At 47.2% G+C, this 25,571-nt stretch carries 23 protein-coding genes; 11 read left to right on the forward strand and 12 right to left on the reverse strand.

What is annotated here, in order from left to right; translation table 11 throughout:
• Window positions 1-220: 220 nt before the first annotated feature.
• The 4 genes from PCH02S_RS27760 to PCH02S_RS27775 all read right to left on the reverse strand — a co-directional run bounded on the left by PCH02S_RS27760 (window position 221) and on the right by PCH02S_RS27775 (window position 3,237).
• Entirely contained in the window at window positions 221-730 is a 510-nt protein-coding gene (locus PCH02S_RS27760) for a GNAT family N-acetyltransferase (RefSeq protein WP_127457355.1), read from the reverse strand.
• 32 nt (window positions 731-762) lie between these two features.
• The gene (locus PCH02S_RS27765; protein WP_407670136.1) at window positions 763-1,563 is read right to left on the reverse strand and encodes a putative protein N(5)-glutamine methyltransferase; all 801 of its coding nucleotides are present in this window, start codon (window positions 1,561-1,563) and stop codon (window positions 763-765) included.
• Between the two features lie 153 nt (window positions 1,564-1,716).
• On the reverse strand, window positions 1,717-2,076 hold the full coding sequence (locus PCH02S_RS27770; protein ID WP_127457356.1) for a DUF1304 domain-containing protein: 360 nt from the start codon (window positions 2,074-2,076) through the stop codon (window positions 1,717-1,719).
• A 117-nt stretch (window positions 2,077-2,193) separates the two neighbouring features.
• On the reverse strand, window positions 2,194-3,237 hold the full coding sequence (locus tag PCH02S_RS27775) for an LLM class flavin-dependent oxidoreductase (RefSeq protein WP_127457407.1): 1,044 nt from the start codon (window positions 3,235-3,237) through the stop codon (window positions 2,194-2,196).
• 302 nt (window positions 3,238-3,539) lie between these two features.
• On the opposite strand from PCH02S_RS27775, the gene PCH02S_RS27780 reads away from it, so the two are divergent.
• Window positions 3,540-3,728, forward strand: a complete 189-nt coding sequence (locus tag PCH02S_RS27780) for a sporulation protein Cse60 (RefSeq protein WP_246069282.1) — start codon at window positions 3,540-3,542, stop codon at window positions 3,726-3,728.
• A 681-nt stretch (window positions 3,729-4,409) separates the two neighbouring features.
• Here the strand turns inward: PCH02S_RS27780 and PCH02S_RS27785 are convergent.
• From PCH02S_RS27785 to PCH02S_RS27815, 7 genes are all read right to left on the reverse strand, one after another.
• A complete protein-coding gene (locus PCH02S_RS27785; protein WP_127457358.1) occupies window positions 4,410-5,603 on the reverse strand; it encodes an MFS transporter in 1,194 nt (397 codons plus the stop codon).
• A 229-nt stretch (window positions 5,604-5,832) separates the two neighbouring features.
• Window positions 5,833-7,131 (reverse strand): purine/pyrimidine permease, encoded by a 1,299-nt coding sequence (locus PCH02S_RS27790; protein WP_127457359.1) that lies wholly within the window; start codon window positions 7,129-7,131, stop codon window positions 5,833-5,835.
• A 10-nt stretch (window positions 7,132-7,141) separates the two neighbouring features.
• On the reverse strand, window positions 7,142-8,710 hold the full coding sequence (locus tag PCH02S_RS27795; RefSeq protein WP_127457360.1) for a glutathione ABC transporter substrate-binding protein: 1,569 nt from the start codon (window positions 8,708-8,710) through the stop codon (window positions 7,142-7,144).
• A gap of 354 nt (window positions 8,711-9,064) precedes the next feature.
• Window positions 9,065-9,598 (reverse strand): RICIN domain-containing protein, encoded by a 534-nt coding sequence (locus PCH02S_RS27800; RefSeq protein WP_127457361.1) that lies wholly within the window; start codon window positions 9,596-9,598, stop codon window positions 9,065-9,067.
• Between the two features lie 300 nt (window positions 9,599-9,898).
• Window positions 9,899-11,125 (reverse strand): amidohydrolase family protein, encoded by a 1,227-nt coding sequence (locus PCH02S_RS27805; RefSeq protein WP_174806831.1) that lies wholly within the window; start codon window positions 11,123-11,125, stop codon window positions 9,899-9,901.
• A gap of 39 nt (window positions 11,126-11,164) precedes the next feature.
• Complete coding sequence (locus PCH02S_RS27810; protein ID WP_127457362.1) at window positions 11,165-12,649, reverse strand: amidohydrolase family protein; 1,485 nt, start codon at window positions 12,647-12,649, stop codon at window positions 11,165-11,167.
• Window positions 12,646-13,872: an amidohydrolase gene (locus PCH02S_RS27815; RefSeq protein ID WP_127457363.1), complete on the reverse strand. Its 1,227-nt coding sequence runs from the start codon at window positions 13,870-13,872 to the stop codon at window positions 12,646-12,648. The genes PCH02S_RS27810 and PCH02S_RS27815 overlap by 4 nt, the downstream gene beginning before the upstream one ends.
• 192 nt (window positions 13,873-14,064) lie before the next feature.
• On the opposite strand from PCH02S_RS27815, the gene nikC reads away from it, so the two are divergent.
• The 9 genes from nikC to PCH02S_RS27860 all read left to right on the forward strand — a co-directional run bounded on the left by nikC (window position 14,065) and on the right by PCH02S_RS27860 (window position 22,958).
• The gene (gene nikC / locus PCH02S_RS27820; RefSeq protein ID WP_127457364.1) at window positions 14,065-14,964 is read left to right on the forward strand and encodes a nickel transporter permease; all 900 of its coding nucleotides are present in this window, start codon (window positions 14,065-14,067) and stop codon (window positions 14,962-14,964) included.
• Window positions 14,965-15,024: 60 nt separating this feature from the next.
• On the forward strand, window positions 15,025-15,945 hold the full coding sequence (locus PCH02S_RS27825; RefSeq protein WP_127457365.1) for an ABC transporter permease: 921 nt from the start codon (window positions 15,025-15,027) through the stop codon (window positions 15,943-15,945).
• Window positions 15,946-15,959: 14 nt separating this feature from the next.
• Window positions 15,960-16,991 (forward strand): ABC transporter ATP-binding protein, encoded by a 1,032-nt coding sequence (locus tag PCH02S_RS27830; protein WP_127457366.1) that lies wholly within the window; start codon window positions 15,960-15,962, stop codon window positions 16,989-16,991.
• Window positions 16,988-17,995, forward strand: coding sequence for an ABC transporter ATP-binding protein (locus PCH02S_RS27835; RefSeq protein ID WP_127457367.1), 1,008 nt, complete (start codon window positions 16,988-16,990; stop codon window positions 17,993-17,995). The genes PCH02S_RS27830 and PCH02S_RS27835 overlap by 4 nt, the downstream gene beginning before the upstream one ends.
• Window positions 17,996-18,072: 77 nt before the next feature.
• Window positions 18,073-18,828, forward strand: coding sequence for a sensor histidine kinase (locus tag PCH02S_RS27840; RefSeq protein WP_127457368.1), 756 nt, complete (start codon window positions 18,073-18,075; stop codon window positions 18,826-18,828).
• A gap of 12 nt (window positions 18,829-18,840) precedes the next feature.
• Complete coding sequence (locus PCH02S_RS27845; protein ID WP_127457369.1) at window positions 18,841-19,539, forward strand: response regulator transcription factor; 699 nt, start codon at window positions 18,841-18,843, stop codon at window positions 19,537-19,539.
• 2 nt (window positions 19,540-19,541) lie between these two features.
• Window positions 19,542-20,855 carry a sodium:solute symporter family transporter gene (locus PCH02S_RS27850; RefSeq protein WP_127457370.1) on the forward strand — a complete coding sequence of 438 codons (1,314 nt, stop codon included), beginning with the start codon at window positions 19,542-19,544 and terminating at the stop codon, window positions 20,853-20,855.
• A 15-nt stretch (window positions 20,856-20,870) separates the two neighbouring features.
• Window positions 20,871-21,758 carry a DMT family transporter gene (locus PCH02S_RS27855; protein WP_127457371.1) on the forward strand — a complete coding sequence of 296 codons (888 nt, stop codon included), beginning with the start codon at window positions 20,871-20,873 and terminating at the stop codon, window positions 21,756-21,758.
• A gap of 120 nt (window positions 21,759-21,878) precedes the next feature.
• On the forward strand, window positions 21,879-22,958 hold the full coding sequence (locus tag PCH02S_RS27860; protein WP_127457372.1) for a stalk domain-containing protein: 1,080 nt from the start codon (window positions 21,879-21,881) through the stop codon (window positions 22,956-22,958).
• Window positions 22,959-23,076: 118 nt separating this feature from the next.
• Here the strand turns inward: PCH02S_RS27860 and PCH02S_RS27865 are convergent, their stop codons facing one another.
• Window positions 23,077-24,489 carry a sulfatase family protein gene (locus PCH02S_RS27865; protein ID WP_127457373.1) on the reverse strand — a complete coding sequence of 471 codons (1,413 nt, stop codon included), beginning with the start codon at window positions 24,487-24,489 and terminating at the stop codon, window positions 23,077-23,079.
• A gap of 224 nt (window positions 24,490-24,713) precedes the next feature.
• On the opposite strand from PCH02S_RS27865, the gene PCH02S_RS27870 reads away from it, so the two are divergent.
• Complete coding sequence (locus PCH02S_RS27870) at window positions 24,714-25,511, forward strand: AraC family transcriptional regulator (protein ID WP_127457374.1); 798 nt, start codon at window positions 24,714-24,716, stop codon at window positions 25,509-25,511.
• The last annotated feature ends 60 nt before the right edge of the window (window positions 25,512-25,571 follow it).

Below are 25,571 nucleotides of genomic sequence, written 5' to 3' on the forward strand. Positions count from 1 at the left end.
GAAGTAATATACCATGTAAGAATTTCAAATGCAAGTGTTTTTTTTGAGCCATTCTTAAAGTTTTCAACATGTTATTTAATCAATTTGTCTGACTACTTCATGTCTATTCTTTAAGCGAAGCTAAATGAATTACTCACGTTATTCATCCGCGTTGAATGGCGGATTTGCAATATACCATGGATTTAAAACTATTACAACCTTTTAATCTAAAAAACTTTTTTCATACATCGAGCCCTAGTCTCCAATCATTACACTGCATGAAGTTCCCCGGAGGGTATTCAAACTCGCAGTCACTGATTAGTTGAAAGCCAAGCTTCTCGCAAACTGCATTCGATGCCGGGTTATGAATAGATGGGAATGCGTGAATATGCTTATGTTTCTTCTCCATATTTGCGTTAGCAATTGCTTCTAATACCGCTGCTGTCGCTATGCCTCTCCCTTGATAGGCAGGCAGGACGCTCCAACCAATCTCATAGAAACTCTCTTCTTTCCACTTGCTATCCCAGTAACCAATACTACCGACCGTCTCATTGTCTGGAAGCAGTATAATGCTATACATGCGACCTGATCCCTTGTCCCCGATCTCGAGATATCGTTGGTGGCGCTTTAGCAACTGCTCCTCCGTTTCAGAGCCACCTAGGTGTTCCATCATCTCAGGGGCATTGATCTTACGAAGCAAATCAAGATTAGATTCCGACCAAGATAATAATTTGACATGTGGTGTTTTCATAGATAAAATATTAACAGAACACATGTTCTATGTCAAATATGTCTCGTTCCCACGATAACCGTAGCATCTAATTCTTCGAATCTGGACACGGTCGGAATCAAACCGTTCCGAACAAAAATCTCTACGGCTTGCAGCGCCTGCCGCTCGCTGACCTCAACCAACAGGTGTCCGCCAGGCGCCAGCCAAAGCGGAGCTTCAAGTGCAACACGCCGCAGCACATCAAGTCCGTCCTCTCCCCCATCAAGCGCCAGGCGTGCCTCATGGATACGAGCTTCTGAGGGAAGCAGCTCAATTGCTTCGGTTGGTACGTAAGGTACGTTTGCCAGCAGAATATCAATACGGTTATGCAATGTCACGGGCAGGGGGGCAAAGATGTCACCTTCGAATACATGGCCTCCCACGGCTGTAATATTTCTGCGGGCGCACTGCACTGCTTTAGGATCGATATCCACGGCGTATAGCTCAGTGTCTTTCACCTCTGCAGCCAAAACCGCCCCCAATGCGCCGGTTCCACAGCATAGATCAAGGACGACGTCTCCTGATTGGGCAATTTCGGTGGCCCGCTGAACAAGAAACTCTGTACGTAGACGTGGAATGAAGACGCCAGGGTCCACCTCGATCCGAAGACCGCAGAACTCCATCCAACCAATTACGTGTTCTAGCGGATGACCTAAAACACGTTGATCCGCCATTGCGGCTAACTCGATCGGCGACCTCGCTGCCGAAATGAGCATTTGAGCCTCATCTTCTGCGAAAACACAACCCGCAGCCCGAAGTCCAGCAACCAGACCATCATAAGTAATAATCTCCATAAAAATCACCACGTTTCTCATTAGCAATAAACTCATTTTATCCTTTATGCCGTTTGCCGCACAGGTAGAAATCTTTTATAAAGAACTTTCCTTCCGCTCATTCCATTAATTCGTTCAAGCTTACTGGACAGCAAAAAAGGCCCCGTGCTAACAGGACCTTTTCAATGTATTGACTCACAAGAGAACAAACAGCAACGCAATCACAGCCGGCAAACCTTGCACGAGTAAGATCGACCTTTTTGCGGTTGCCCCGCCGTACAAGGCAGCAACAATCACACAACAAAGGAAAAAGAGTTGAATGGAGCGCCCGATCAATGGATCTGGATGAACAAGTCCCCAAATGAGCCCAGCCGCCAAAAATCCATTGTATAATCCTTGATTGGCAGCCAGCGATTTGGTGGCCACTGCCTGCTCTTTCGTCATGCCAAAAGCTTTCATCCCGCGAGGACTAGTCCATAAAAACATCTCCAGAACAAGAATATACACATGTTCTATTGCCACTATGCCCACGAAAATTGATGCAATTATCGCAATAATAAGCTTATCCTCCTAAAATTATATTGGATGCACCCCAGTACGTTTATTATATTTTATTAACTTCAATTTCGATAGTAAAAAAGAAGCCTCCACGATGGAAGCTCCTATCATCCTTTAGGCTTCGATGCTTGCGATCTGCTCCCGAACCCGCGGTGCGACTTCCGTTCCCAGAAGTTCAATGGCTTTCAAAACTTCCTCATGAGGCATTGTACCAACAGGTAAATGCAAGATAAATCGCGAGAAACCTAAATGTTTGCTCATATACACGATTTTATTGGCCACCGTTTCGGGATCGCCTACATATAGTGCACCTTCCAGGCTGCGAGAAGCATCGAACTGTGCAAGGCTGTATTGCCCCCATCCGCGTTCTCTACCAAATATATTCATGGAAGCCTGAGTAGGTGGAAAATACCTGTCGACGGCAAGCGAGGTGCTTTCGGCTACGAAACCGAGCGAGTGTACAGCCACAGGTAATTTTGACGCATCATGTCCTGCACGCGTAGCTGCTTCCTTATAGAGCTTCACGATGGGAGCAAATTGCACCGGGCTCCCGCCAATGATCGCCAAAACAAGCGGCACTCCCAATACGCCTGCGCGGATGGCCGATTCCGGGTTCCCCCCGCTGCCAATCCATACGGGGAGAGGGCTCTGAACAGGACGCGGATAAACACCTAAATTCGTAAAGGCGGGGCGATGCCCTCCTTTCCAGGATACTTTTTCCGAGTCCCTCAGTTTCAGTAAAAGCTCCAATTTCTGCTCGAATAGCTCTTCATAGTCGTTCAGATCGTAACCAAACAAAGGAAACGCATCGACCATAGAGCCTCGACCCACAATGATTTCTGCACGTCCATTGGAAATGCCATCGAGCGTTGCAAACTCCTGAAATACACGGACTGGATCGGCAGCTGAGAGCACGGTAACCGAACTGGTTAAACGTATATTTTTGGTCACAGCCGCCCCGGCTGCCAAGACTACAACACTAGCGGAATCCCCAAATTCCTTACGGTGGTGCTCGCCGACTCCGAATATATCGAGCCCAACCTGATCGGCAAGCGCGATTTCTTCGACAACCTCACGCAATCTCTCCGCATGACTTATCGTTTGGCCGGTATGAACATCCGGCGTTGTTTCCACAAATGTATCTACACCTATTTCCACGTTTAAAGTCCCCCCATAATGATCTATCTTCTTACCCATAATATTATTTATCCTAACATTAGGAATTATAATATTATTTAATCGAAATCGTCAACCATATGTAAGAATTTGGGGCGGCAATATCCGCTAATTCCACTAGGCATTATCAGCTCAACTAACAAAACTACGCCGAATTGACAGCGTTTACTTTCAGTGGTATGGTCAGAGGAATACGCAAGGCATTCCACGTCTAAATCGGAATGTCTTGTTGTATTTCGTCCTTTTTACATTTCATGTATTTATTACGAAAGGAGGTTTTGAAAGTGATTCAAGTGAAAGAATTTTTGGACACGGATTCATCCTACGCAGAGTCGAGAGCTAACCAATTTCTGACTGAGCTATCGGATGATCAGGTGATTAACGTATGCTACGGCTCTATCTTTAAGACAGGGAAACATGATGCTGGACTCCAACGAAGTTCCATTCTGATTGTTTATAGGACAAAAGAATAAATGCCGATTTTCCTGCGTTTTATCAACTATTAAAGAGGTACGGATATGAAATCAAGGGTTGAAACTTTCCTTAAGTTAATCTCATTGGTCTCAACACTTTTTCTCGCAGGAGTATTGGTATATGTCATCTTACGCAATATCTGAATTCCCGGTAAAGGATGCCACGAAAAGGTTTTAAGAGCATAGGCTTTACTTTTTAAAAGCAGGGAGGTTCGCAATATGAACATGTATTGGCATTGTCGTCTGATCATTTCCGGAGGAATTTACGATGAACCATAGAGGAATGTGTGAAATTTAATGGCTCAAGTCCTGGTATAACCGCGATGGGGGACTGTAGGAGGCTGTTGGGAGTTGGCTTTAGAGAGGGCTAAATTGGTGAGCGGCTATTAGCGGGATTCAGGGATGTCATCTCACCACTTTCTGAGCTTTTCTGTGTGCTAACGGACTGGGATGACGCTATTGGTTGCTTTTGGAATAGAATTGGAATCTAACGGACTCACATGCCGCTATTCGCCAAGAAATGTCCCTAAAACAACTGCAAACCAGTAGATAACGGCTCCTCGGTCCGTTAATTTCTCCAATCTAACCAAAAAGACAAAATAACGGCTGCTGAGTCCGTAAAATAGTGTCACCACCTTGGGGCAATCCGTTTAGCAAATAACTTCGCTAAATGAATTGCCCTTATTTTAAAATACGGTTTACTTGCTCTGTACTCAACATCATCAAAACAATAAAAGCCAGCACAATAAAAGGGAACAAATTGATGGTCATCTGTGAAGCGAGCAAGCCAAAGAGCGGTGGTAAAAACGTGGATCCCGTATACGCGACTGCCATCTGAAATCCCATTAGCTTGGCGGAGTTTTCGCGACCAAAGCGTGCAGGCGTTTCATGCAGCAGGCCAGGATAGATGGGAGCAAGCCCGATGCCAATCAGAATGAGTCCAACCAAGAAAATTTGAGGCAGCGGAAGCAACAGCATTAACCCACCCGCAATGGCCATGCTCTGACCGCACCGGATCAACACACGATTGTGGACTTTCATTGTAATAAACCCTGTAATCAGTCTTCCAATCGTTATTCCGCCATAGTATAAAGAGATCCATCCGGCAGCTGTCTCGGCTGTCATATTTCTTGCGCCAACCAAATAGCTGGCTCCCCATAATCCTGCCGTCGATTCAACACCGCAATAGAACAAAAAGGCGATAAGTGTCTGTTTAACACCTTTAATCTGAAGCACGCTAGCTTTGGAACTAGCCGCCAGTTGTATCTGCTCTCCGACCTGCTCTTGTAGAATCTCACTGTTAAGACCCTCAGCCTCCCTGCTAACCGCAACACGTTTCCATAAAGGGAGCGTAACAAGCAATACAATAGCGAGTGCGAACTGTATCATGGATACCGTTGTATAACCATCTCTCCAGGAGTTGTGCTCAGCAATATAAAAGGACATGATAATAGGCCCAAGAGTTGCCCCTACACCCCAAAAACAGTGCAGCCAGTTCATGTGATGGGCTTTATAATTTTCAGCTACATAATGATTTAGCGCCGCGTCAATCGCACCTCCGCCCAGACCAAGAGGAATGGCTAAAAAGATAAGCCAGATCATCGAAGGCGCCATCGAGAACCCAAGCAGCGCTCCTGCAGTAAGGCAGCAACTGATCAGGGTAATTTTGCCCGTCCCCACTCGCTGAACCAAACGCCCGCTTGCCAGACTGGATACGATGGTTCCTCCTGCCACAATCATCGACAAGATTCCCGCGAAGCCAAATGAAGCGCCGATATCGGGTCGTATCACAGGCCACGCCGATCCCAGCAAGGAGTCTGGAATTCCCAGGCTAATAAATGCCAAATAAATAACAACTAAGAACATGGTTGCCATCGTACCACCCCTTCTCCTTCAATTATAAGCATCGCCTGTATCGCGGATATCACTACAGCGCCAACACTTATTAAATCATTTTAATAAGTCTAGATCATCTTAGCAGAAGTTGTATGTAAGGGCAATACAAGATTTAGTTGTTCTCGGTGGCACTGACCGTTGCCTACGCAAAAAATTGCCGCTTCTCCAGCTCTGAGGCCAGATAGCGACAATTTTTATAGATATATGCTTATGCTTTATCGGCTTTCCATAGTTGTTCAAGCAAAATCACAATCATCGTGCCTACAAGCAGTCCATTGCTAAATACATATTGCAAGATCGATGGAAGTCCTTGGAATGCTGTTGGCGGCAGAAACATAAGCCCAATGCTAATCAATAGCGTGATGCCTAGAATCGTCAGTCGGCGTTGATCCAGCGTTTCCCTTAGAATAGACTGGAATGCGATCCCGATCATTTGAACAAAAGATGCCAGTAATGCCGCCGTAGCGATCGGTCCTGGGAGCAGCGCCAAGAAATTCACGATAACCGGAACCAGCGAAATCCCCGACAAGGCCAAACAAGCCACAAGAAACGGGCGAACGCGGGTCTGTTCGGTTAGTCGAATAAAGCCCGCGGATACCGGTAAGGGAACGACGCCAATTGTCGAGAATACAGCACACAAGAAGTGAGAAATTCCGCCGGCTATTCCGCCGCGATTCAAGGTTTCTTTTAATTTCCCCGGAGCTTCCGGTACGACTTGGCTGACAGCGGAAACCGCAGCGATCGTATTGGACACTAAAATAAACGTAAACAGAATGGCCGTGATCACGATTCCGGCATTAAAATGCGGATTTCCCCATGCGAACAACTCCGGCAGCTTAACCCAAGATTCGTTCGTACTAACGGAAGCCGAACTTTTGCCGAGCAGCGTATATAGCAGCCACCCGGATAAGATTCCGATCAGCACGGCATAGTTTTTGATCCAACCTTTTCCTTTGACCGAAAGAAGGATGACGAGAATAAACACGCCAAACGATATAGCTGCAGTTCCATAATCAGGCAAGGATGATTCTCCTTGTAGCGCGATCATTCCTTTCATAAAAACACCGCTAAGCTGAAGCGCCAAGATCAAAAGAAAAGAACCGGTAACCAGAGGGGTGAACAGGAACAGCAATCGGTGGAAATATCCGCTCAAGCCAAGGATAAGGAGGAGTAGACCCGCAATAAGAAATCCCCCCTCCAAAATTTGCAGCGTTTCCTTCAAGCTTTGCCCCTGTCTGACTGCTACGTCTGCTAATATCACAAACACACTGACCCATGAACCTGCGGGACCGTCTGCGATCGGATACCGATGCCCTAACCATCCTTGGATGAAGGAACTCAAGCCAACGACCAAAAATGTTCTCTGCATCAACGCCGAAACTTCCTCTATCGATAAGTGAAAAATGCCACCGATGACGATAGGCAGTGCGACAGAATTGGCCAGCAGGAAAATAAACCATTGAAATGTGCTTAAGCTGCCGTAGAACCGGCGATTTTGTGTTTCCATTGTACCTCCCTTACTTTACGGTAACATCGTTTAACATCAGATATCCGATTGGACTCAACGAGAATCCTTTGACATTTTTAGCTGTTACGGCTACGTGATCAATGGTCCGAATTGGAATTAACGGACTGTCTTTCATCTCGATATCTTGCACTTTGGCGTAAATCTCTTTACGTTTCTCCACATCTTTCTCACGACGGCCGTCTTCAATTAGCTTATCCACTTCCGCGTTGGTATAGAAAGCCAGATTGCCCTTGCTTCCATGGGAAGAGCTGTGAAACACATTATACTGATTGTAATCCGCATCCCCGGTCGCATTGCCCCAACCGCCGATAAACAGATTATGTTCACCTTTACCGGTAATATCCAGGTAAGCACCATACTCCATCACTTTGATTTCAAGGTCGATGCCAATCCCTTTCAACTGAGATTGAACCACTTCTGCCAAGTTGATGCGCTCTTTTCTATCGTCAGTTACAATAGATGTTTTAAATCCATTTGGAAAACCAGCCTCGGCAAGCAATTCTTTCGCCTTGTTGATGTTGTACGTATATTCGGCCAAATTAGCATTAAATCCGATCATCTTAGGAGAAAGAGCGGAGATCGCTTTGCTGCCCACACCGTTATAAACGCCTTTGATAATGGAGTCCTTTTCAATGGCATAGGAGAATGCTTGACGAACGCGCGGGTCATCGAACGGTTTTTTCTTTGTGTTAAAACCGATGTATTCTACCCCAAGCCCTTCGGTGCGAGCCAGTGTCATGGAAGAAGAATTTTTCACGCGGTCTAATTCGGTTACAGGCAATTGATCGCTAATTTGAACTTCGCCCGATTCCACCATGGCGACACGCGTAGTATCCTCTGGAACTACTTTGTAAACAACTTTATCTACTTTCGGAATCTCGCCCCAGTAGCTATCATTTTTGACAAGAACCATCTCTTGTCCTGGCGTCCATGACTGGAATTTGAATGGACCTGTGCCAATCGGGTTTTTGGAAAGCTTGTCCGCTTGTTCCGCAATGGCTTTCGGGCTAAGGATACTGCCTTCGGTACTAGCTAGAATGGACAGAATAGGAGCATACGGATAGGACAAAATGAATTGAACCGTGTAGTCGTCCACAACCTTCACTTCTTTGACCATGGAGAAATTGCTTGCTCTTGGCGAATTAACTTTTGGATCCAAAGCACGTTCCATAGTCTTCTTAACCGCATCTGCTGTAAACGGCGTGCCATCGTGGAACTTCACACCCTGACGCAGCTTGAACTCCCAAGTTAAGTCATCGACCTGCTTCCATTCTGATGCCAGAGAAGGCTTGTACTCCATATTTTTATCTGTCATGAGCAGGCCTTCGTAAACTTTACCATAAATGTAGTTCGCTGAAGGAATGTTTGTAATAAATTGCGGATCCAGGTTGTTCGCGTCCGCTTTTCTTGCGATGGTCAGCGTACCGCCCGCTTGGGAAGCTTCCGCGGCTTTCCCATTATCTGTTGTCGAATCTGGTGAAGAGGAGCATCCGGCCAACACGGACATACCTGCAAGGGATATCGCGAGAAAGCCGCCGAGAATAAGTTTTCTTTTCATTGTATAAACCCTCCTATTTCTATCGTTTATCTACTACTTTAAAATGGCTTATTAGCATTATAGAAAAAAATAGCTTTAGAACATTGCACATTCTTTACGTCTATTTACAATATCTTTACTATTTTTAATATGCAAACAAGCTACAACCAGGAAAGCGCTAACATAGTATCTTTCATGCAAAATCCCCTTTACGAATGAATGGTCTTCTTATTTCGATAATAAATAATTTTCAGATTATTTAGTTTCACAATCTTTACTTGTATTTATATAATCTTTACTTCTTTTTCTTTAAAAAAAATAAAACCGCCAAGTTCACCTTACCTTGACAGTTTTATTAAGTTTAACGAGTATTCGTTATGATAATAAATACCAGTGCTGATTGTGGCCGCCATTATCATACCATTGAATGGCTTGCCCTCCATCGGATGTCGATTGTCCCGACATATCCAACAATTTGCCGCTGCCACGGTTTTTAATTTTCACCGGATCATTTTCACCGGTTCCGATAATTTCCCACTGTTGATTCCACCCGTTATTGTCCGGCCATTGAATGACATTGGCCCCATCAGAGGAAGATACTCCGCTAACATCCAATAAATATCCACTGCCTACGTTTCTGATATGATAATATCCGTTTCCTAAATATTCGAGATACCATTTCTGATAATCCCCTTCTACATTCGGAAATTGTTGAATTAGCGCACCTTCCGCTTGTTTATCCCATCCGCTGACGGATAGCGCCTTTAAGCTGCGTTCATTAATAAGTTTCAGAGCAAATTGTGTTCCCGATGCGTACGACGTCGAAGTTCCTGCGAATGGCGAGATGGATGCAACTAACACAAGCACCAATATCGTTATCCATCCGTACCTAATTAGACATTGTTTCATGAAAGTGCACTCCCTTTTTAATTGATTAACATACGCCAGTGATGTTTAAGAACGAGTTTTATGTATTACACTTTAATCACCTCCTAAATCAGTCAGGCAATCAAGTTCTCATTAAATTCTTTATTTGGGATTAATTTCAATTCCATCCTACACTACTGGCCTCACTCTTTTCATTGATATTTTCAGGGTATTCCTTACTAGTTCCTTACAGCATGACAAAAATGATCAAGGATTTGAGAAACGCACAACAAAAAAAGGCATAGCCCTCTCCCGAATGAGAGAAAACTATGCCTTTGGTGATTACAACGAACCGGAAACGACATTCCCGCGATACAGCACCGCTTGACGCTCGGCTCTCCGCGCTACCGCTTCCGCCGAACAACTCGCGTGAACAAGCACCGCGCTTGCTTCGTCGCCAACAGCCGGCCAGACGCGAGCACCTTCCGCAGAAAGCGGAATCTTGTCGCCTGTAATGAAGCCGAGCGCCTGCGCCAGCGAACGCTCATCACTCCAGCGGAATCGCTCCGCCAGGCGGCCGACTCTTTCCAAACTGTCTCCTTGGCCGAATGGGGACCAATGATCCGTGATGCTATCGTCGCCTAGCGAGACGGATACGCCTTTTTGCTTGAGCAGCGGAATCGGTATCGTCGCTCGGTTAATTGGCACGGTGGAGGTAATCGCGATGCCCAGCTGCGCAAACAACTCGGCCACCTCGCTTTGCAGCTCGACCGGAACGTCAGCGAAACCTAGCGCATGGCTGACGGTTACGCGCCCCTGCCAACCCGCTTCCTCGGTTAGTGCGGCAAGCCTTTTGAAAGTAAAGATCCCCAAATGGCCCGGGTCATGGATGTGAACGTCCACGTCAGCATCAGCCTCTACAGCCAATTCCATAATCGTATTTAACGATTTCTCAATGTTCTGATCGACGGAGGCCGGGTCTACGCCACCCATGGATGTCGCTCCCATTCGCAGCGCCTCGCGCGCCATTTCCACAACGTTGCTGCGCAGCAGCCCGTGCTGCGGGAAGGCTACGATTTCGCCAGACAGCTTGCCGGAATAAGTTTCAAAAGCATGCAGAGTGGCTTCAAGATTTTTCAAGCCAATATAGGGATCGATGTTGCAATGGCTGCGGACGTGGGTCGTTCCGTTTTTCAGCAGCAGTCCAAGCATCGCTTCAGCTCGTTCCCTGGCAGTTGGGAGCAGCTCTGTCAGCAGCGTCTCTTCTTCCTTTAAACGAGTAAAAATGTTCACAGGCGGGGAACAAGCTTTCCACGGCCCTCCGTAATACGTTTTATCGATATGAATATGCATATCGCGGAACGCTGGAAGAAGAAGCAGCTTCTTCGCGTCTTGCTTAGGCAGATCGCTGTCTAAGCTTGCGTCAGCAGACACGATTTGCGCAATCTTCCCATCTTCAATAAGCAGGTGGCAAATCTCCGTTTCCGTACCTGCAATTCTTCCATTTTCATAGCGATAGCCGCTCTCCAAACAAACGTTAGTTAGCCAATAAGCCGTTGTCATACTCATGTTGGTTACACCCTTTCTCCCTGTCAAATTTGTAATCTCTTACAGCAACTCAGGATCAAAACGCTTCTCATCCACATAAGCTCTGGTGTGACCCCAGAAATATTTGGTCGGTTCCATATATTTCTGCAGCCCTGCGCGCTCAATCGTCCGTTTCGCTTCTTCATTCGCTTCATCAAGTGCCGAGAATTCATCAACCGTTAGCACTTTGCGATCTTCCATCACGATTTTCCCATTCACAATAACGTTGTCTACGTCGCTCCCCACGGCCTGATGGACCAAACGGTGCACATACATATACTCAGGTGTCAAATGAGGCTGGCGCATGTTGACCGTAATCACATCCGCTTTTTTCCCAGCTTCCAAAGAGCCTAGTTCATCATCCCAGCCTACACAGCGGGCGGCATCGATCGTGACCATCTCAAGCAGCTTGCCGGCCGGCAAATAGTAGTAATCTTTAAGCGCCGCTTGATGAATCATCTGCGTCTTGCGCATTGCTTGAAACATGTCAAAGCTGGCTGCAGGTGAGGTACCGTCCGTGGAAATCGCCACAGTTGCGCCCATCTCCATCAGTTCCGTAATAGGCGTTCGCGCATTCACTTGTCCAAATCCTGGTGCAGAGCTAACATTGGTTCCTGTTTCAGCCAAAATTCGCGCTTCATCAAACGAAATGCCGCGGCAATGCTGCAGATGCACATCTGGCCCAAGCAGAGCGTTTTCTTTATCTTGAATCGCCAGGTGAATCATGCCTCCGAAGGCATCCGAGTGAATCCGCGTGTTATATTTTCGAGCGATCTCGCGAATTTTTTTCGCTTGATAACGATCATGATCGGTTAAGCCATATAACTGGTCCGGCGGCGTCGGGGCTGACGGATTAACCGAAGTAACGATTACAAAAGGCGTGATGAAAGCACGAATATGATCGTCGTGCGCATGATGCAAAGCTTCAATGACCGACTCGGCACCTTGCAGCACTTCTTCGTAAGTTACTTCTCTGATTACCCGCTTCCCATCCACCCAACGGCTGAACGAATGCGGCCACGGCGGATTGCAAGGGCCCGTACAGACGATCTCCCGAATGCCAACTTCGGAATAAGCTTTGGCGTGATTAAGCGCAAAGATCGGATCGTCGGAGCGAGGCATCGAACCAAGCACACAGGCGCCTGTCGTAATCCCTGCTTTTAAACGTTCAAGCGCATTCAGCTTACCTTCGTAATACCAGAACTCATCCGTTACAAAGTGCTTATACGTATGCGTCATGATCGGCATCCAGAAACTGATATTGTCCATGGCGATTGTCTTGAACATGGAATGGCCGCCGTGACCATGGACATCGATCAAGCCAGGCAGGACACAGTGGTGATTGCAATCGATCGTTTTCTTCGCCTCATACTTCGCAAGTAATTGCTCGGTGTCAGCAACCTCCAGAATTCTCCCATCGTGGATCGCGACAGCCCCATTCTCGAGAATGCGACGATCTTGATCCATGGTAATCACGACGCCATGAACGAGTAGTAAATCAATCATGGCTGGAGTCCTCCTGCCACCAACGTCCCGCGGTAGAAGACGGCCTTACGCTCAGCTCTTCTCGCGACAGCCTCCGCTGTGGAAGTAGCCTCCACCAGAACCACGCTTGCCTCATCTCCGACATTAGGCCATGCACGTTTGCCGTCTCGATCCAGCGGCGTCTTTCCGCCGGTAATGAAACCGAGCGATTGCGACAAGGACAACTCGTCAATCCAGCGGAAACGTTCGGCTAAGCGGCCTGCCCGTTCCAAAATGTCCCCGTTCCCGAAAGGCTGCCAAGTATCAAAAATATTATCGCAGCCTGCCGCAACAGCCACCCCTTTCTCATGCAAAAGCGGTACCGGCGGCAGTGTTCTGCTGTGTGGCGCGCTTGTAATGATCGTAATGCCGGCCTCGGCTAAAATAGCGGACAAATCCGCAGCTTCACCGGCAGGCACTTCGCCAAGAGCGAACGCGTGGCTGATCGCCACTCTTCCTTGCAAACCCGCTTCCATCGTAAGCGCTGCCAACCGTCTCATCGTAAAAGTGCCCAAATAATCCGGATCGTGCAGATGCAGATCGACTCCCGCATTCGCCTCAACAGCCAGCTCCATCATCTGCTGCAAAGAAGCTTCAACGTCCCCGTCCACCATGGCGGGATCGACGCCGCCAATCAGCGTAGCGCCTTCACGAAGGGCTGCTCTAACCAGCTCTTTGGACCCGGATCGCAATAAGCCATGTTGTGGAAAAGCTACTATTTCATAAGAAAGTTTCCCCTCATAAGTATCCAACGCCTTCTGCACGGCTTCCAGGTTATGCAGTCCTGCTTCCGGATAAATATCCACATGCGTCCGCACTTCCGTCGAACCTGCACTTAATAGCGTAGCCAGCAAGTTTTCTGCTCGCTCCTGGGTCGAAGTCGGCAGTGAAGGAAGAATCCGTTTCTCCACTTCGAAACGTCCCATGATATTAGCTACAGGGGTGACTGCACGCCACGTATCCCCAATTAACGTCTTATCCAAATGAACATGTTTTTCAATAAATGATGGCAATAACAGCAGGTTCTTTCCGTCTTGCTTTGGAAGATCTGTTTCTAGCGGTTTATCCGCTGTAACGATTTCATTGATGACGCCACCCTCTATACGCAGATGGCAGATTTCAGTTTCTGTCCCGGAGATCACGCCATTTTCATACAAATAGCCGCTCTCCAGACGAACATTGGTTAACCAATAAGATGAACTCACGAATTGCTCACCCTTCCTTCCTTTTCCCAAAATTCGGTGTGATTTGCTCGTACTCCCTCAATTATAAAGAATATTCTGTGTTTTATTTTCACAATCTTTACTTCTATTTAAGGTATCTTTACGAGTTGCCCAAAGCTTATTTACTTCGCCTTGTTTTCTGATAACTTTAATTAAACAAAGGAGGACTGCTAGATGAATGTTGAATATGCTGGACAAAAGCAAGCGCTACCAAAACAGGCTCTCTCCGCTCGTCCTGGCAAGTGGAGAACATTTTATTTAAAGCTTCGGAAAAATAAGTTAGCGATGTTGGGTGGGTACGTAATTCTTTTTTACTTCCTTGTCGCAATCTTCGCTCCGCTGCTAGCACCATACGATCCCTATCATATTGATTTAGTGAACAAACTAAAACCTCCCTCAGTCGAACATTGGATGGGGACGGATGATAAGGGTCGCGACGTGCTTAGCCGGTTGATTGTCGGGACGCGCCTCTCACTCTCTGTAGGGTTCGTAGCCGTATTTATCGGAGCCTTCTTCGGAATCGTTCTCGGTTTATTTGCCGGTTATTATGGAAAATGGGTGGATACGATCATCATGCGTGTGATTGACGTTTTGCTTGCTTTCCCGGGCATTTTGCTAGCCCTCGCCATCGTAAGCGCCTTAGGCCCCAGTCTAATCAATGTCATGATCGCCATTGGCGTATTTTCCATTCCGATGTTCGCCCGGATCGTTCGCGGTTCGACCTTGTCGGTTAAAAAATTGGAATACATCGACGCCATTCGCTCATTAGGAGCCAGCGATATGCGGATCATCTTCGTGCACATTTTCCCGAACATCCTGTCTCCGATTATCGTTCAAGCGACTCTAAGGCTCGCAACGGCCATCCTCTCTGCCGCAGGCTTATCTTTCTTGGGACTAGGCGCTCAACCGCCTTTGCCTGAGTGGGGTGCCATGCTGAGCAATGGCCGCGACTTTTTATTCACAGTCCCTTATTTGGCTTTATTTCCGGGACTAGCTATCTCTACATTAGTTATTGGTTTTAACGTATTTGGAGACGGGCTAAGAGACGCTCTGGATCCAAGAATGAAACAGTAATCTTTAAGCGTATGCTTTCGAAGACAGTCTTCCTAAAGGAAGACTCTAAGGGGGATAACCATGTTCGTATACATCATTCGCCGGCTGCTCCAGATGATCCCGGTACTGCTCGGCGTCATTCTAGTCGTGTTCCTGATTATGCAGCTCGTACCGGGAGATCCGGCCGTTTTGCTCGCAGGAGAAGGGGCTTCCGCTGAGACCGTAGAACGCATCCGGCATCAATTGGGGCTGGATCAGCCATTATTTATTCAATATGTCCAGTACGTCTTTGACGTGGTTCAAGGAGATTTCGGGACTTCACTACGTTCCAATCTGCCTGTTTTTAAAGAAATCATGATTCGTTTGCCTATCACTATCGAACTTGCTGTGGCCAGTATTTTCATCACCATTGTTTTGGGGATGCTTGCCGGCATCATATCCGCAACGAAGCAATATACGGTATCGGATATTACGATCATGATCATCGCTTTGCTCGGTGTATCTTTGCCCAGCTTCTGTCTCGGGCTCTCGCTGATTTACTTTTTCTCCGTGAAAATGCACATCTTTCCTGTCGCAGGCTGGGGAACCTGGAAACATGTTGTGCTCCCAGCGATCACACTTGGTGCTTCAGGTGCCGCCATTGTCGCCCGGATGACGCGTTCGACCATGCTGGATGTCATTCGCCAGGATTATATTCGAACAGCCAAAGCGAAAGGTTTGAAATTACGCATTATTATCTATAAGCATGCCCTGAAGAACGCGCTAATCCCTGTCATTACCGTGGTTGGTCTACAATTCGGCGTACTGCTCGGCGGTACGGTATTGGTAGAGTCTGTCTTTGCTATCAACGGACTTGGACGGCTGATTGTAGATGCCATCCGCATGCGTGACCTGCCTGTGGTTCAAGGCGGCGTACTGGTCGCGTCCATGATTTTCGTCTTGGTTAACCTTGCAGTCGATGTACTGTATCGCAACTTCAACAAACGTATCGAGCTGGATTAAAAGGAGGGAATGAGATGCTTAAACAACAAGAAAAGGTTCTGGAAGTAAGCAATCTTCAGACACACTTCTTTACCAATGAAGGCGTAAGCCGAGCTGTTGACGGGATTGATTTTACACTCCATAAAGGGGAAACACTCGGGCTTGTAGGCGAATCGGGCTGCGGTAAAAGCATTACATCGCTTTCCATCCTTAGGCTGATCGCAAGTCCCCCAGGACGCATCCTTAACGGGGAAATCCTGTTCAAAGGGCAAGATTTATTGAAGAAAACGGATAAAGAAATGGGTGCCATCCGAGGCAACGAAATTTCGATGATTTTCCAAGAACCTATGACTTCATTAAATCCCGTGTACACAGTTGGAGAACAAATAGCGGAAGTGTTTCGCCATCACCAGAAGATGAGCCGAAAGGAAGCTTGGGAGAAAGCCGTCGACATGCTGCGTCTTGTCGGTATTCCGTCCCCGGAGAAACGCGCCAAACAAGAGCCTTATGAACTGAGCGGAGGCATGCGGCAGCGCGTGATGATCGCGATGGCGATGGCCTGCAACCCGGAAATACTGATTGCGGATGAGCCGACAACGGCTCTTGATGTCACGATTCAAGCGCAAATTCTCGATTTAATGAAGCTGCTGCAAAAGCAACTGGGCATGAGTATCATCATGATCACGCATGATCTAGGCGTCGTTTCGGAAACATGTGACCGCGTCGCTGTCATGTATGCCGGCAAAATCGTCGAATATACCGATGCGAGTGAATTGTTTGCCAATCCGAAACATCCTTACACCATCGGGTTACTTAACTCTCTGCCTCGCGCGGACCAAGACCAAGAAGAGCTGCAAGCGATCAAAGGCAGTGTCCCAAGCCCGTACAACATGCCGGAGGGATGCCGTTTCGCTCCTCGTTGTCCTCACGCCAGAGAGTTATGTCAAACAACGATGCCGGAGCTAACCGATGTCGGCAACGACAGTCAGGTTCGCTGCTGGATGTATACGCCGGAATGGGACGCACAGCCTGATGCGCGTAAGAAAGCGGGGGATTCCATCCAATGACCATACCAGTGGAACGTGACGTGGAGAAAAACGTTTTAGTTGAAATCAACCATTTGAAACAATACTTTCCGATCAAAGGCGGCATCTTGGGACGAACCGTCAACCATGTAAAAGCTGTGGACGACATCAGCTTCAGCATCTATGAGGGTGAAACGCTTAGCATTGTAGGTGAATCAGGCTGTGGCAAATCAACCACAGGACGAGCCTTGCTGCGCCTGGATGAACCGACCGGAGGAGATATTCTTTTTCAGGATAAAGATGTCCTGGGCCTGAATAAAAGCGAGCTCAGAAAGCTGCGCAAGGACATGCAAGTTATTTTCCAAGATCCTTTCGCATCGCTGAATCCAAGGCAAACTGTCCGCCAAATTCTCGGCGAAGCGCTGGCCATACAAGATGTCATTCCGAAGGAAAAGCGGACAGAACGTATTAAGGAGCTGCTCGACAACGTCGGGTTACGGCCGGACCATATTGATCGGTACCCGCATGAATTCAGCGGTGGCCAACGACAACGAATCGGCATCGCACGCGCACTCGCTGTAGAGCCGAAGCTTATCATCTGCGATGAAGCCGTATCCGCCCTGGATGTGTCGATTCAGGCACAAGTGCTGAACCTCTTGAAGAAGCTGCAGAAACAGTATAAACTGACTTATCTGTTTATCTCTCATGATCTAGGCGTGGTGCGCCACATCTCAGATCGGGTGATGGTCATGTATCTGGGTAAAATCGTAGAAATCGCAGACAAAAGATCGCTTTTCGATAACCCGCAGCATCCTTATACCAAAGCACTCCTTTCCGCTATTCCTGTACCCAATCAGAAGGAAAAGAAGGAGCGCATCCTGTTGACCGGCGATGTTCCCTCTCCAATCAATCCGCCTCAAGGATGCCGCTTTCATACACGCTGCCTGTTCGCCGTCGAAGCTTGCAAATCGCAAGAGCCCGAGCTGCGCTACACCAGTGAAGGACATCAAGTCGCTTGCCACTTGATTGCCTCAGGTAATTATTGACATCATTCGCTTTATCATGACGAATAATTTAAACTGGTAGAGAAACCATATATTAAAACGTATGCAGAAGGGATCTCATGCTTAGCTTTGAGGGTTTTACCTTACTCATTTTATTGTTCATTCTAGCTCCAATTATTGGAGCTATTACTTTATTATTTTTGTTCGTTTTCGAGAAGCGCATCGATCTCTTGGAGAACAAAACGAAGAAGATTGAGCTGGAAAAAGAGCTTCAGCAATCGCTTTACAACCAATTAAATCAGCAAATTCAGCCCCATTTTTTATTCAACTCGTTGAATGTGATTCTAACCCTGGCGCGATTGGAACGAACGGAAGAGTTGGTCAGAGCCCTTGAGGTTTTCTCCCAATTCCTTAAGTTTAAATATAAAACGACGGAACCTGTCATTCCTCTTCGGGAGGAAATTCGTTACACAGAGTACTACATCGAGATTCAAAAGCTGCGTTTCGGCGCTCGCCTGACGGTCACGCTAACGTGTGAGGAAGACATTCAGGAAGCCTTTATCCCGCCTTTTGTTTTGCAAACCATCGTTGAGAATGCGTTTAAGCATGGGCTGGAGAGGAAAATTGGCGCCGTGAACCTGGACATCCATTTTTTCCTCGAGCAAGAAATGGCTAACCTTACGGTCTTCGATAATGGCACGATGGAGCAAATGGAAGCCGCTATCGAGGAGAAAAGCGGGCATGGCTTGGACAACATCAGACGCCGTCTGCATCTCTACTTCAACGATCACGCCAGCTTGCAGATTCAATCGATTCCGGAGACAGGCACGAAAGTGCAGGTCAAATGGCCTTTCATCCTAGAACCTAACTTATAAAGAGGTGACTTAATGAACGTATTACTCGTGGATGACGAGCCCCTTGAGCTGGAGCAGCTTGAGTATCTGATTCACCCGCTTTTTCCTTATTGGAATTTGTACAAAGCATCCGATAGCAGCCAGGCTGCCGCCGTTAGCCAAAAGGTGAAAATTCATCTGGCCTTTCTGGATATCAATTTACCAGGCAAATCAGGGCTGGAGCTTGGCGAAGAGCTGCGTCAGCACAATCAGGATATGGAATTCATTATCGTCACCGCTTACCAAAACTTCCATTATGCCAAACAGTCCATCCGACTAGGCGTTGTGGATTACATGACAAAGCCGGTCATTCAAAGCGAATTAGTGGATATTCTAAGCAAATACCGCAACAAAATGCCGCAAACCAAGTACTCCCATGTCATTCATGACGCGCTTACTATTATCCATGAAAAATATGCAGAGAAGCTCGCGCTTGCCGACCTTGCTGCGGAGGTTCATATTAACCCAACCTATTTAAGCCGGCGTTTCCATGACGAGGTGGGTGTGTCGTTCTCTGAATACTTAATGCAGTACCGCATCCAGATTTCCAAAAAGTATCTCATCGCCCATCCCGAGTGGAGTATTTCTACCGTATCGGAGAAAAGCGGCTTTAACAGCCAGCATTACTTCTGCACCATTTTCCGCAAAAGCACCAACCAAACACCGAAAGAATTTCGCGAGAAGGAGAAATAATCTTGCAGTACCAATCGTTTCGTGAATATGCGCAGGGAGCAGCCAAGATTGGCATTGGCCTCGGGGTCATAGCGATCTTAGCCAGATGGGTAACCGGAATTACCATCTTCGCTTCTCCCGAAGCACTCGTCAAATACGGCATCTTTGGTGGAATTGGCTACGCGTTGATGGGAGCTATCGCGCTAATGGCTTTCGGATGGCTGGGAAAAAAGGTGCGTAGAGAGTACGGCGACGGCTTGACTATTGGAGATTTTTTCCAAAATAAACTGCACGGCCTCGGCTATTGGATGATGATTGTGATCCTGCTTATCACCAGCATTGAGGGCTTGTTTACGCAGGGAATGGCCGCCGGCGTGCTTGTCAACATTCTACTGGGCGTTCCGATTTCGATCGGCATGCTTTGTTTTTTCCTGCTTTGCGTGATCTATGTCGGCTTTGGCGGCATGGCGCTTATCCAGCGTTTGGCATTCGTTCAAGTCATCCTGATGTTTGCCGCAGCGATCCTGATCCCGCTTTATTTCTTCATTGCCAAAGGGGTTGAAAACGTCTACCAAGGCATTCGCCTCTATCATCCTTATTTGCTTGTGCTGAACAATCATGAAGGCTTATTTTTTATGTGCACAGGCCTATTAATCGGCTTCGGACAAATTTTCGTCGACCAAGCAACGTGGCAGCGTCTGTACATGATCGAAGGCAAAAAAATCGTGCCTACCTTTCTGCTCTCCGGGCTCATCTGGGCAACCGTTCCGCTGGCTTTTTCATCGTTAATCATGGTCGTCATCTTTACAGGCAGTTTTAATAACATTTATTCGCTCCTGTTTGATCTCATCCGTAAGATTGACACAATCTTCCTGTTGGTTTTGTTCGTTCTCTGTTCCTTCGGCGCTGTGACCTCCGCTTTCGGGGCAGGTCTGCACTCCATGATCAGTCTCATTGCGGGCAACGTGTATCCACTCTTGAAGCCTGACGCCAATGAGAAACAGAAAATGCGCATGGGATATATGCTGGCGATAGCGATCGGCGTTCTGTCGTTTGCGCTTACTTATTTTTACACCCCTACACTTCTGGATCTGCTCTTTTTCTTTGGCATCATCTACGCGGCACTCATTGTCCCTCTTCTGTTCATCGTTTTCAGCAAAGGCAAAGTGGATAATTTCATCCCGCTCTGCGCATTGATCGGACTGATCGCGGGCTATTCAAGCCGATACACACTAGGAAATTTAGAGGCCGTCTGGGTTAGCATGATGGTGTCAAGCCTGCTCGTGATTGTGTATTGGTGCGGTAAAGTGATGAAGAAACACCTGGGAAATCATTGAGAGGAATTCACTTACATGCTTCGTTCCTACTTGTTGTTAATCTTTTGCGTGACCGTTTGGGGGAGCAACTTTGTCTTTGGCAACATCCTTGTCCAACAATTCTCCCCCTTGTTTATTGCTGTGGCTCGCTTGCTTTTCATATCCTTATTTCTACTTGGCTATACATGGATGCGGCACCGCTTCCTTCCCATGAACAAACAGGAGTGGAAGCTGCTTATCCTGCTTGGCGTTATCGGTGTATTTATTAACCAGTGGTCATTTTATCAAGGGTTAGAAACAGCCGACCCAACCACCTCAGCGCTTATTCTCGCGCTAACCCCCATTACGACGGCCCTTTTGGCAGCCCTATTTTTAAAAGAAGCCTTAACGCCAAGCATGCTGGTTGGCTCGTTAATGGCCATCTTCGGTATATTTCTCGTTGTTTTCAACGGCTCCCGACTGGAGTTTCATATCGGTCACCTATGGATTTTTATTACGATGATTACGTTTGCCACCTCCATTGTCTTAGTACGTCTGCTGGCTCGCAGGCTGCCGCCTATCATCATCACTGTGTATTCGACCTTGGTCGGATTCGGCACGATGGTACCGATTGTACTCGCGAATGGGACAGGCTGGAACATCAGCCATGAAGCATGGGCATGGATTTTGCTCATTGTCACGGCTATCCTGATGCACGGCATCGTCACCCTCGTTTGGAACAGCCAACTGCAAAAGGTTGGGGCGGCGAAGGCAGCCATGTTCTCGAACCTGGAACCGTTTGTCGCGATGATTGTTGGCTATCTTGTTCTCGGCCAGCTCGTTACTTCACAACAAATGTTTGGTTCCGTGTTTATCGTTGGCGGCGTTACATTGGCATCTTTGACTTTTACTAAAAGAAGGTCTCAGAGGGTGCTTTCGCAGTGAGCGGATTCATGGACAAACAAATTTTTTAGGACAACTGCAACCTTTTCGAAGCAACTTCCGTTTGATGAATTGTCGACATAAATCAACCTACATTTCAAAAACCGGAAGGAGCTTTATCATATGAAAAAGAAACTAACTGTAATATTAACTTTGGCTGGGATCCTTGGTACAACGGCGGCAGTCGGGGCAGAAGGAATCGTGGAGAAAGTAACAGGTTACTTGCAAAAGGATGTAAAAATTATTGTTAATGGACAAGACAGCGCACTTACACCTGTTTACATTGATGGAAAAGCCTATCTCCCAGTACGCGATGCTGCAACTCAGCTTGGATATACTGTAAAATATGACGAAGCTAACAAAGAAATCGAGCTCGACGAAGCGGCTGACTTGATGCGTGCAACCGGTGTCGTTGTAAGCGTACAAGCTAAGGAAGACGGCAGCGCCCGCATCGAGCTGCTGGGCAGCACTTGGGTTATTTTAAACGTAGATTCATCCACTGTTATTAAAGGCTTAGACGGTAAAACGTTAACTGCAGCCGATCTGAAAGTCGGAACTCAAATTGATGCCGGATTCGGACCAGCGATGGCGATGAGCTACCCAGGTCAAGCACATGCTGTAAACATTAACGTTTATGCAGACCGTTTGGTCAAAGAAGATGCCATTAAAGAAGTCAAACATACAGATGACGGCTGGCAAGTTCAATTAGATGGTTTAGTACTAAACGCAGGTAAAGAAACTCGCGTTATGACATCCCAAGGTGAATCCGTGAATTGGGAAGATTTGAAAGCCGGCACGAAAGTTAAAGCTTACTACGGTCCGATGGAGACTAAGAGCCTTCCTCCTCAAAGCCCAGTTTACTTGCTCGTTGTTCAAGCCCAATCCCCTGTAATCGGCACTCCGAAAATGTCGCCAGAGGCAGCTCAAGAGTACCGCAACTTGGCATGGGCGCAAGTGAAAGAGCAAGCTTCCCATATTACATCGAAACAAGACGAAGCTGCTGTTCAAATTGTTTCTGCTAAAGAAGCAGGCGTATTGGCTTCCACAGATGAGCAAAAGAAATTGCTCGCTGAAGTACAAGCTGCTAACGGCAATTTCGTAACGGTTACTTACAACACAGACCAAGACGAGCTTCTTGGACCGCTGACAGCTGTGTTCGATTTCAACACAAAAGCTTTTGTTGGCTTTAACGCTAGAAGATAATCATTTTGATAAAAAAGAGGCTGCCCCAAGTCATATGAATGACGAGGGGTGAGCCTCTTTTTCCATCCTACTTGAACTCCGCCGGATGCCGGCGTTTAAGCTCAGGAATCGCATACGCTCACCCCGTCTGTTCCAGCCAGCTGACGTAACCTTGCAGATGGCCCTTCGCATGGTAAGGTCCGCCTTCTTTCATAACCGTCCATAGCGGATCATTATCGAACTCCATTGAGTCCATCATCGCGTCATGCCATTCATTCAGGTAGTACACCGCATCTTTGCATAGATTCCTCTCGGCTTGTGCAAGATTGTGCTGTTCATGCGGATCTTCCTTCAGATTGAAGAGCATTTCCTTATCGAACAAATGATAGCCGTCATGATAGGTCCGCACGTACAAATAATCGCCGAAGCGAACACTTCGCTGGCAGACATGCGCGCATTGCGACACCACCAAATAATCTCGGCCGCAGGCTTCACCTGTCTGCAAGGCCGCAGCATAACTGTTGCCGTCCCAAGACGGAGCCGGTGACTTGCCCAGCAGCTCGGCGATCGTCGGCAAAATATCCAGATGGTAATGCAGACCCTCATCCAAATGGTTCTTCATCATCCCCGGCCAGCGGATTATCATCGGAATTCGGCAGGTGCCTTGATCGGCGGTTCCATGTTCTCCGTAGATCCCGAGTTCCCCTATATTCTCACCATGGTCAGCCGTAATGATCACGACGAGGTCTTCCATCACACCTTGACGCTCCAGCTCACGAAATAACATACCGATATGATCGTCCATATGGCGGATGCCGCAGTCATAGCCGTCGATGACACGGCGCAATCCCTCACGGTCCGTGAAATCTCCCGGGTGGCGCGGGAATTTCGGATTCGTTTTATTATCAAACATGCTGATCTCGCGGGCGCTATGTGGGCCAACCTTAAGTGTCGTATGTTCCTTCAAGACCTCATCCGTAATCCATGCAGGCAAAGGGTCGTTGGCAAACGGATTGCCGAACTCCTCCGGTGCGCGGTACGGGGTATGCGGATCCCAGTAATTGACGTACAGGAACCAATCGTCTTGTTTCGCATTTTGCTCAATCCAATTCAAAACGAGCGGAGTGACCTCCTCGGCGGATTCCATGCCGCCTTTTCCTGTATTATGAATTTCATTAAACCCGGCATAAAATGTCCAAGCGGAATGTCTTTCGCCGAAAGGGCTGATGAGAGCCGTTTTCATACCGGCGGAGCGAAATAAGGCAGGGAAACATTCGCTCGTTAAGCGACTGCGAAACTGTCGGTCCTCTCCTTCATGCCGAACGTCAGCAGCTGTACCGCCATGTCCAACAACTCCGTTATGAATGCCAAATCGTCCTGTCATGAGCGCTGTCCGTGATGGAAAGCAGGGTGCGTCCGACGTATAATAATTTGAAAATCTGACGCCTTCCTCGGCCATTTTGTCAATGTTTGGTGACGTATTTCGCTGGTAACCGTAACACCCTAAATGATCGGGTCTGGTGGAGTCCAAATCAAGCAGCAAGATTCTCATCTTTTAAACGCTCCTTCTCGTGTCATTCAAGACTAATCTTTGAAAACGCTCTCCTTAATGTGAATAGTACTAAACACACTAGCGGATCGTCCATGCATATTACATGGATCATGTGTACAATTCTCTTCTATTTTTTAATTAAAACGCTCATTTATAAAAGGATTATTGAATATTTGCATGTATACTGCTAATGTCTATTTAAACTACCTGAAAGGAACTATCCTATGCTGTCCCTGCTTTCCGTACACTTTGATAATCGTATTCCGAACTGGCGTACTAACTTGATGTTGTTAAACCATAATGTGCTGGTACTCATGATCGAGGGTAAAATCAAATACACGATCAACGATCGTACGGTGATTGGAGAAAAAGGAGAATTACTGTTCCTACCGATTAACACCTTGCGTACAGGTGAGAACCATGAAGGTGAACATCAGAAATTCACCGTTTTGTTTAATCACAGCGAAGAGGATTCAGAGGAGCTTCCCATTTTCAGAAAAGGACAGTTCATCAAATGCAAAATCCGTAACTTTGAGTATTTCAAGCACCGATTCGAAAAGCTATATCTCGAAGTCATCGGAGACGGCAAATTCAATCGCTATTTGGTCAGCGGGATTTTACAGGAATTAGTCGGGATGGCCGCACGTGAATTTGAACTTGTGGAAGCAGCTCCGATCAAGCTGAAGCTCGCGAACGAATTACAGAAATACATGGTCGCTCACTACAGGCAACCTGTTCAGATTGATGAACTCGCTTCCCTCATACACCGCTCGTCGAACTATACAATCTCCATGTTTCGCGAAGTTATGGGCGTCTCTCCCATTCAGTACATTCACCTACTGCGTATGAAAGAGGCATGCAATCTGTTGACCAATTCCGACCTTTCTATATCCGAAATTTCCAATTATTTAGGTTATTACGATCATTCTTATTTCTTTCGTATTTTCAAAAAGTATACGTCTATGTCTCCGACAGCGTATAAGCTTTCGGGAGTGTACCCTCCATCGCTGCAGCTTTTTTAACTGAAAAAGATTGCACGCTAAGATATGAAAAAGCGCCTCCCATCCCGGGTGGCGCTTTTT

The sequence above is a fragment of the Paenibacillus chondroitinus NBRC 15376 genome (genome assembly GCF_004000765.1).
Classification (GTDB): Bacteria; Bacillota; Bacilli; order Paenibacillales; family NBRC-103111; genus Paenibacillus_E; species Paenibacillus_E chondroitinus.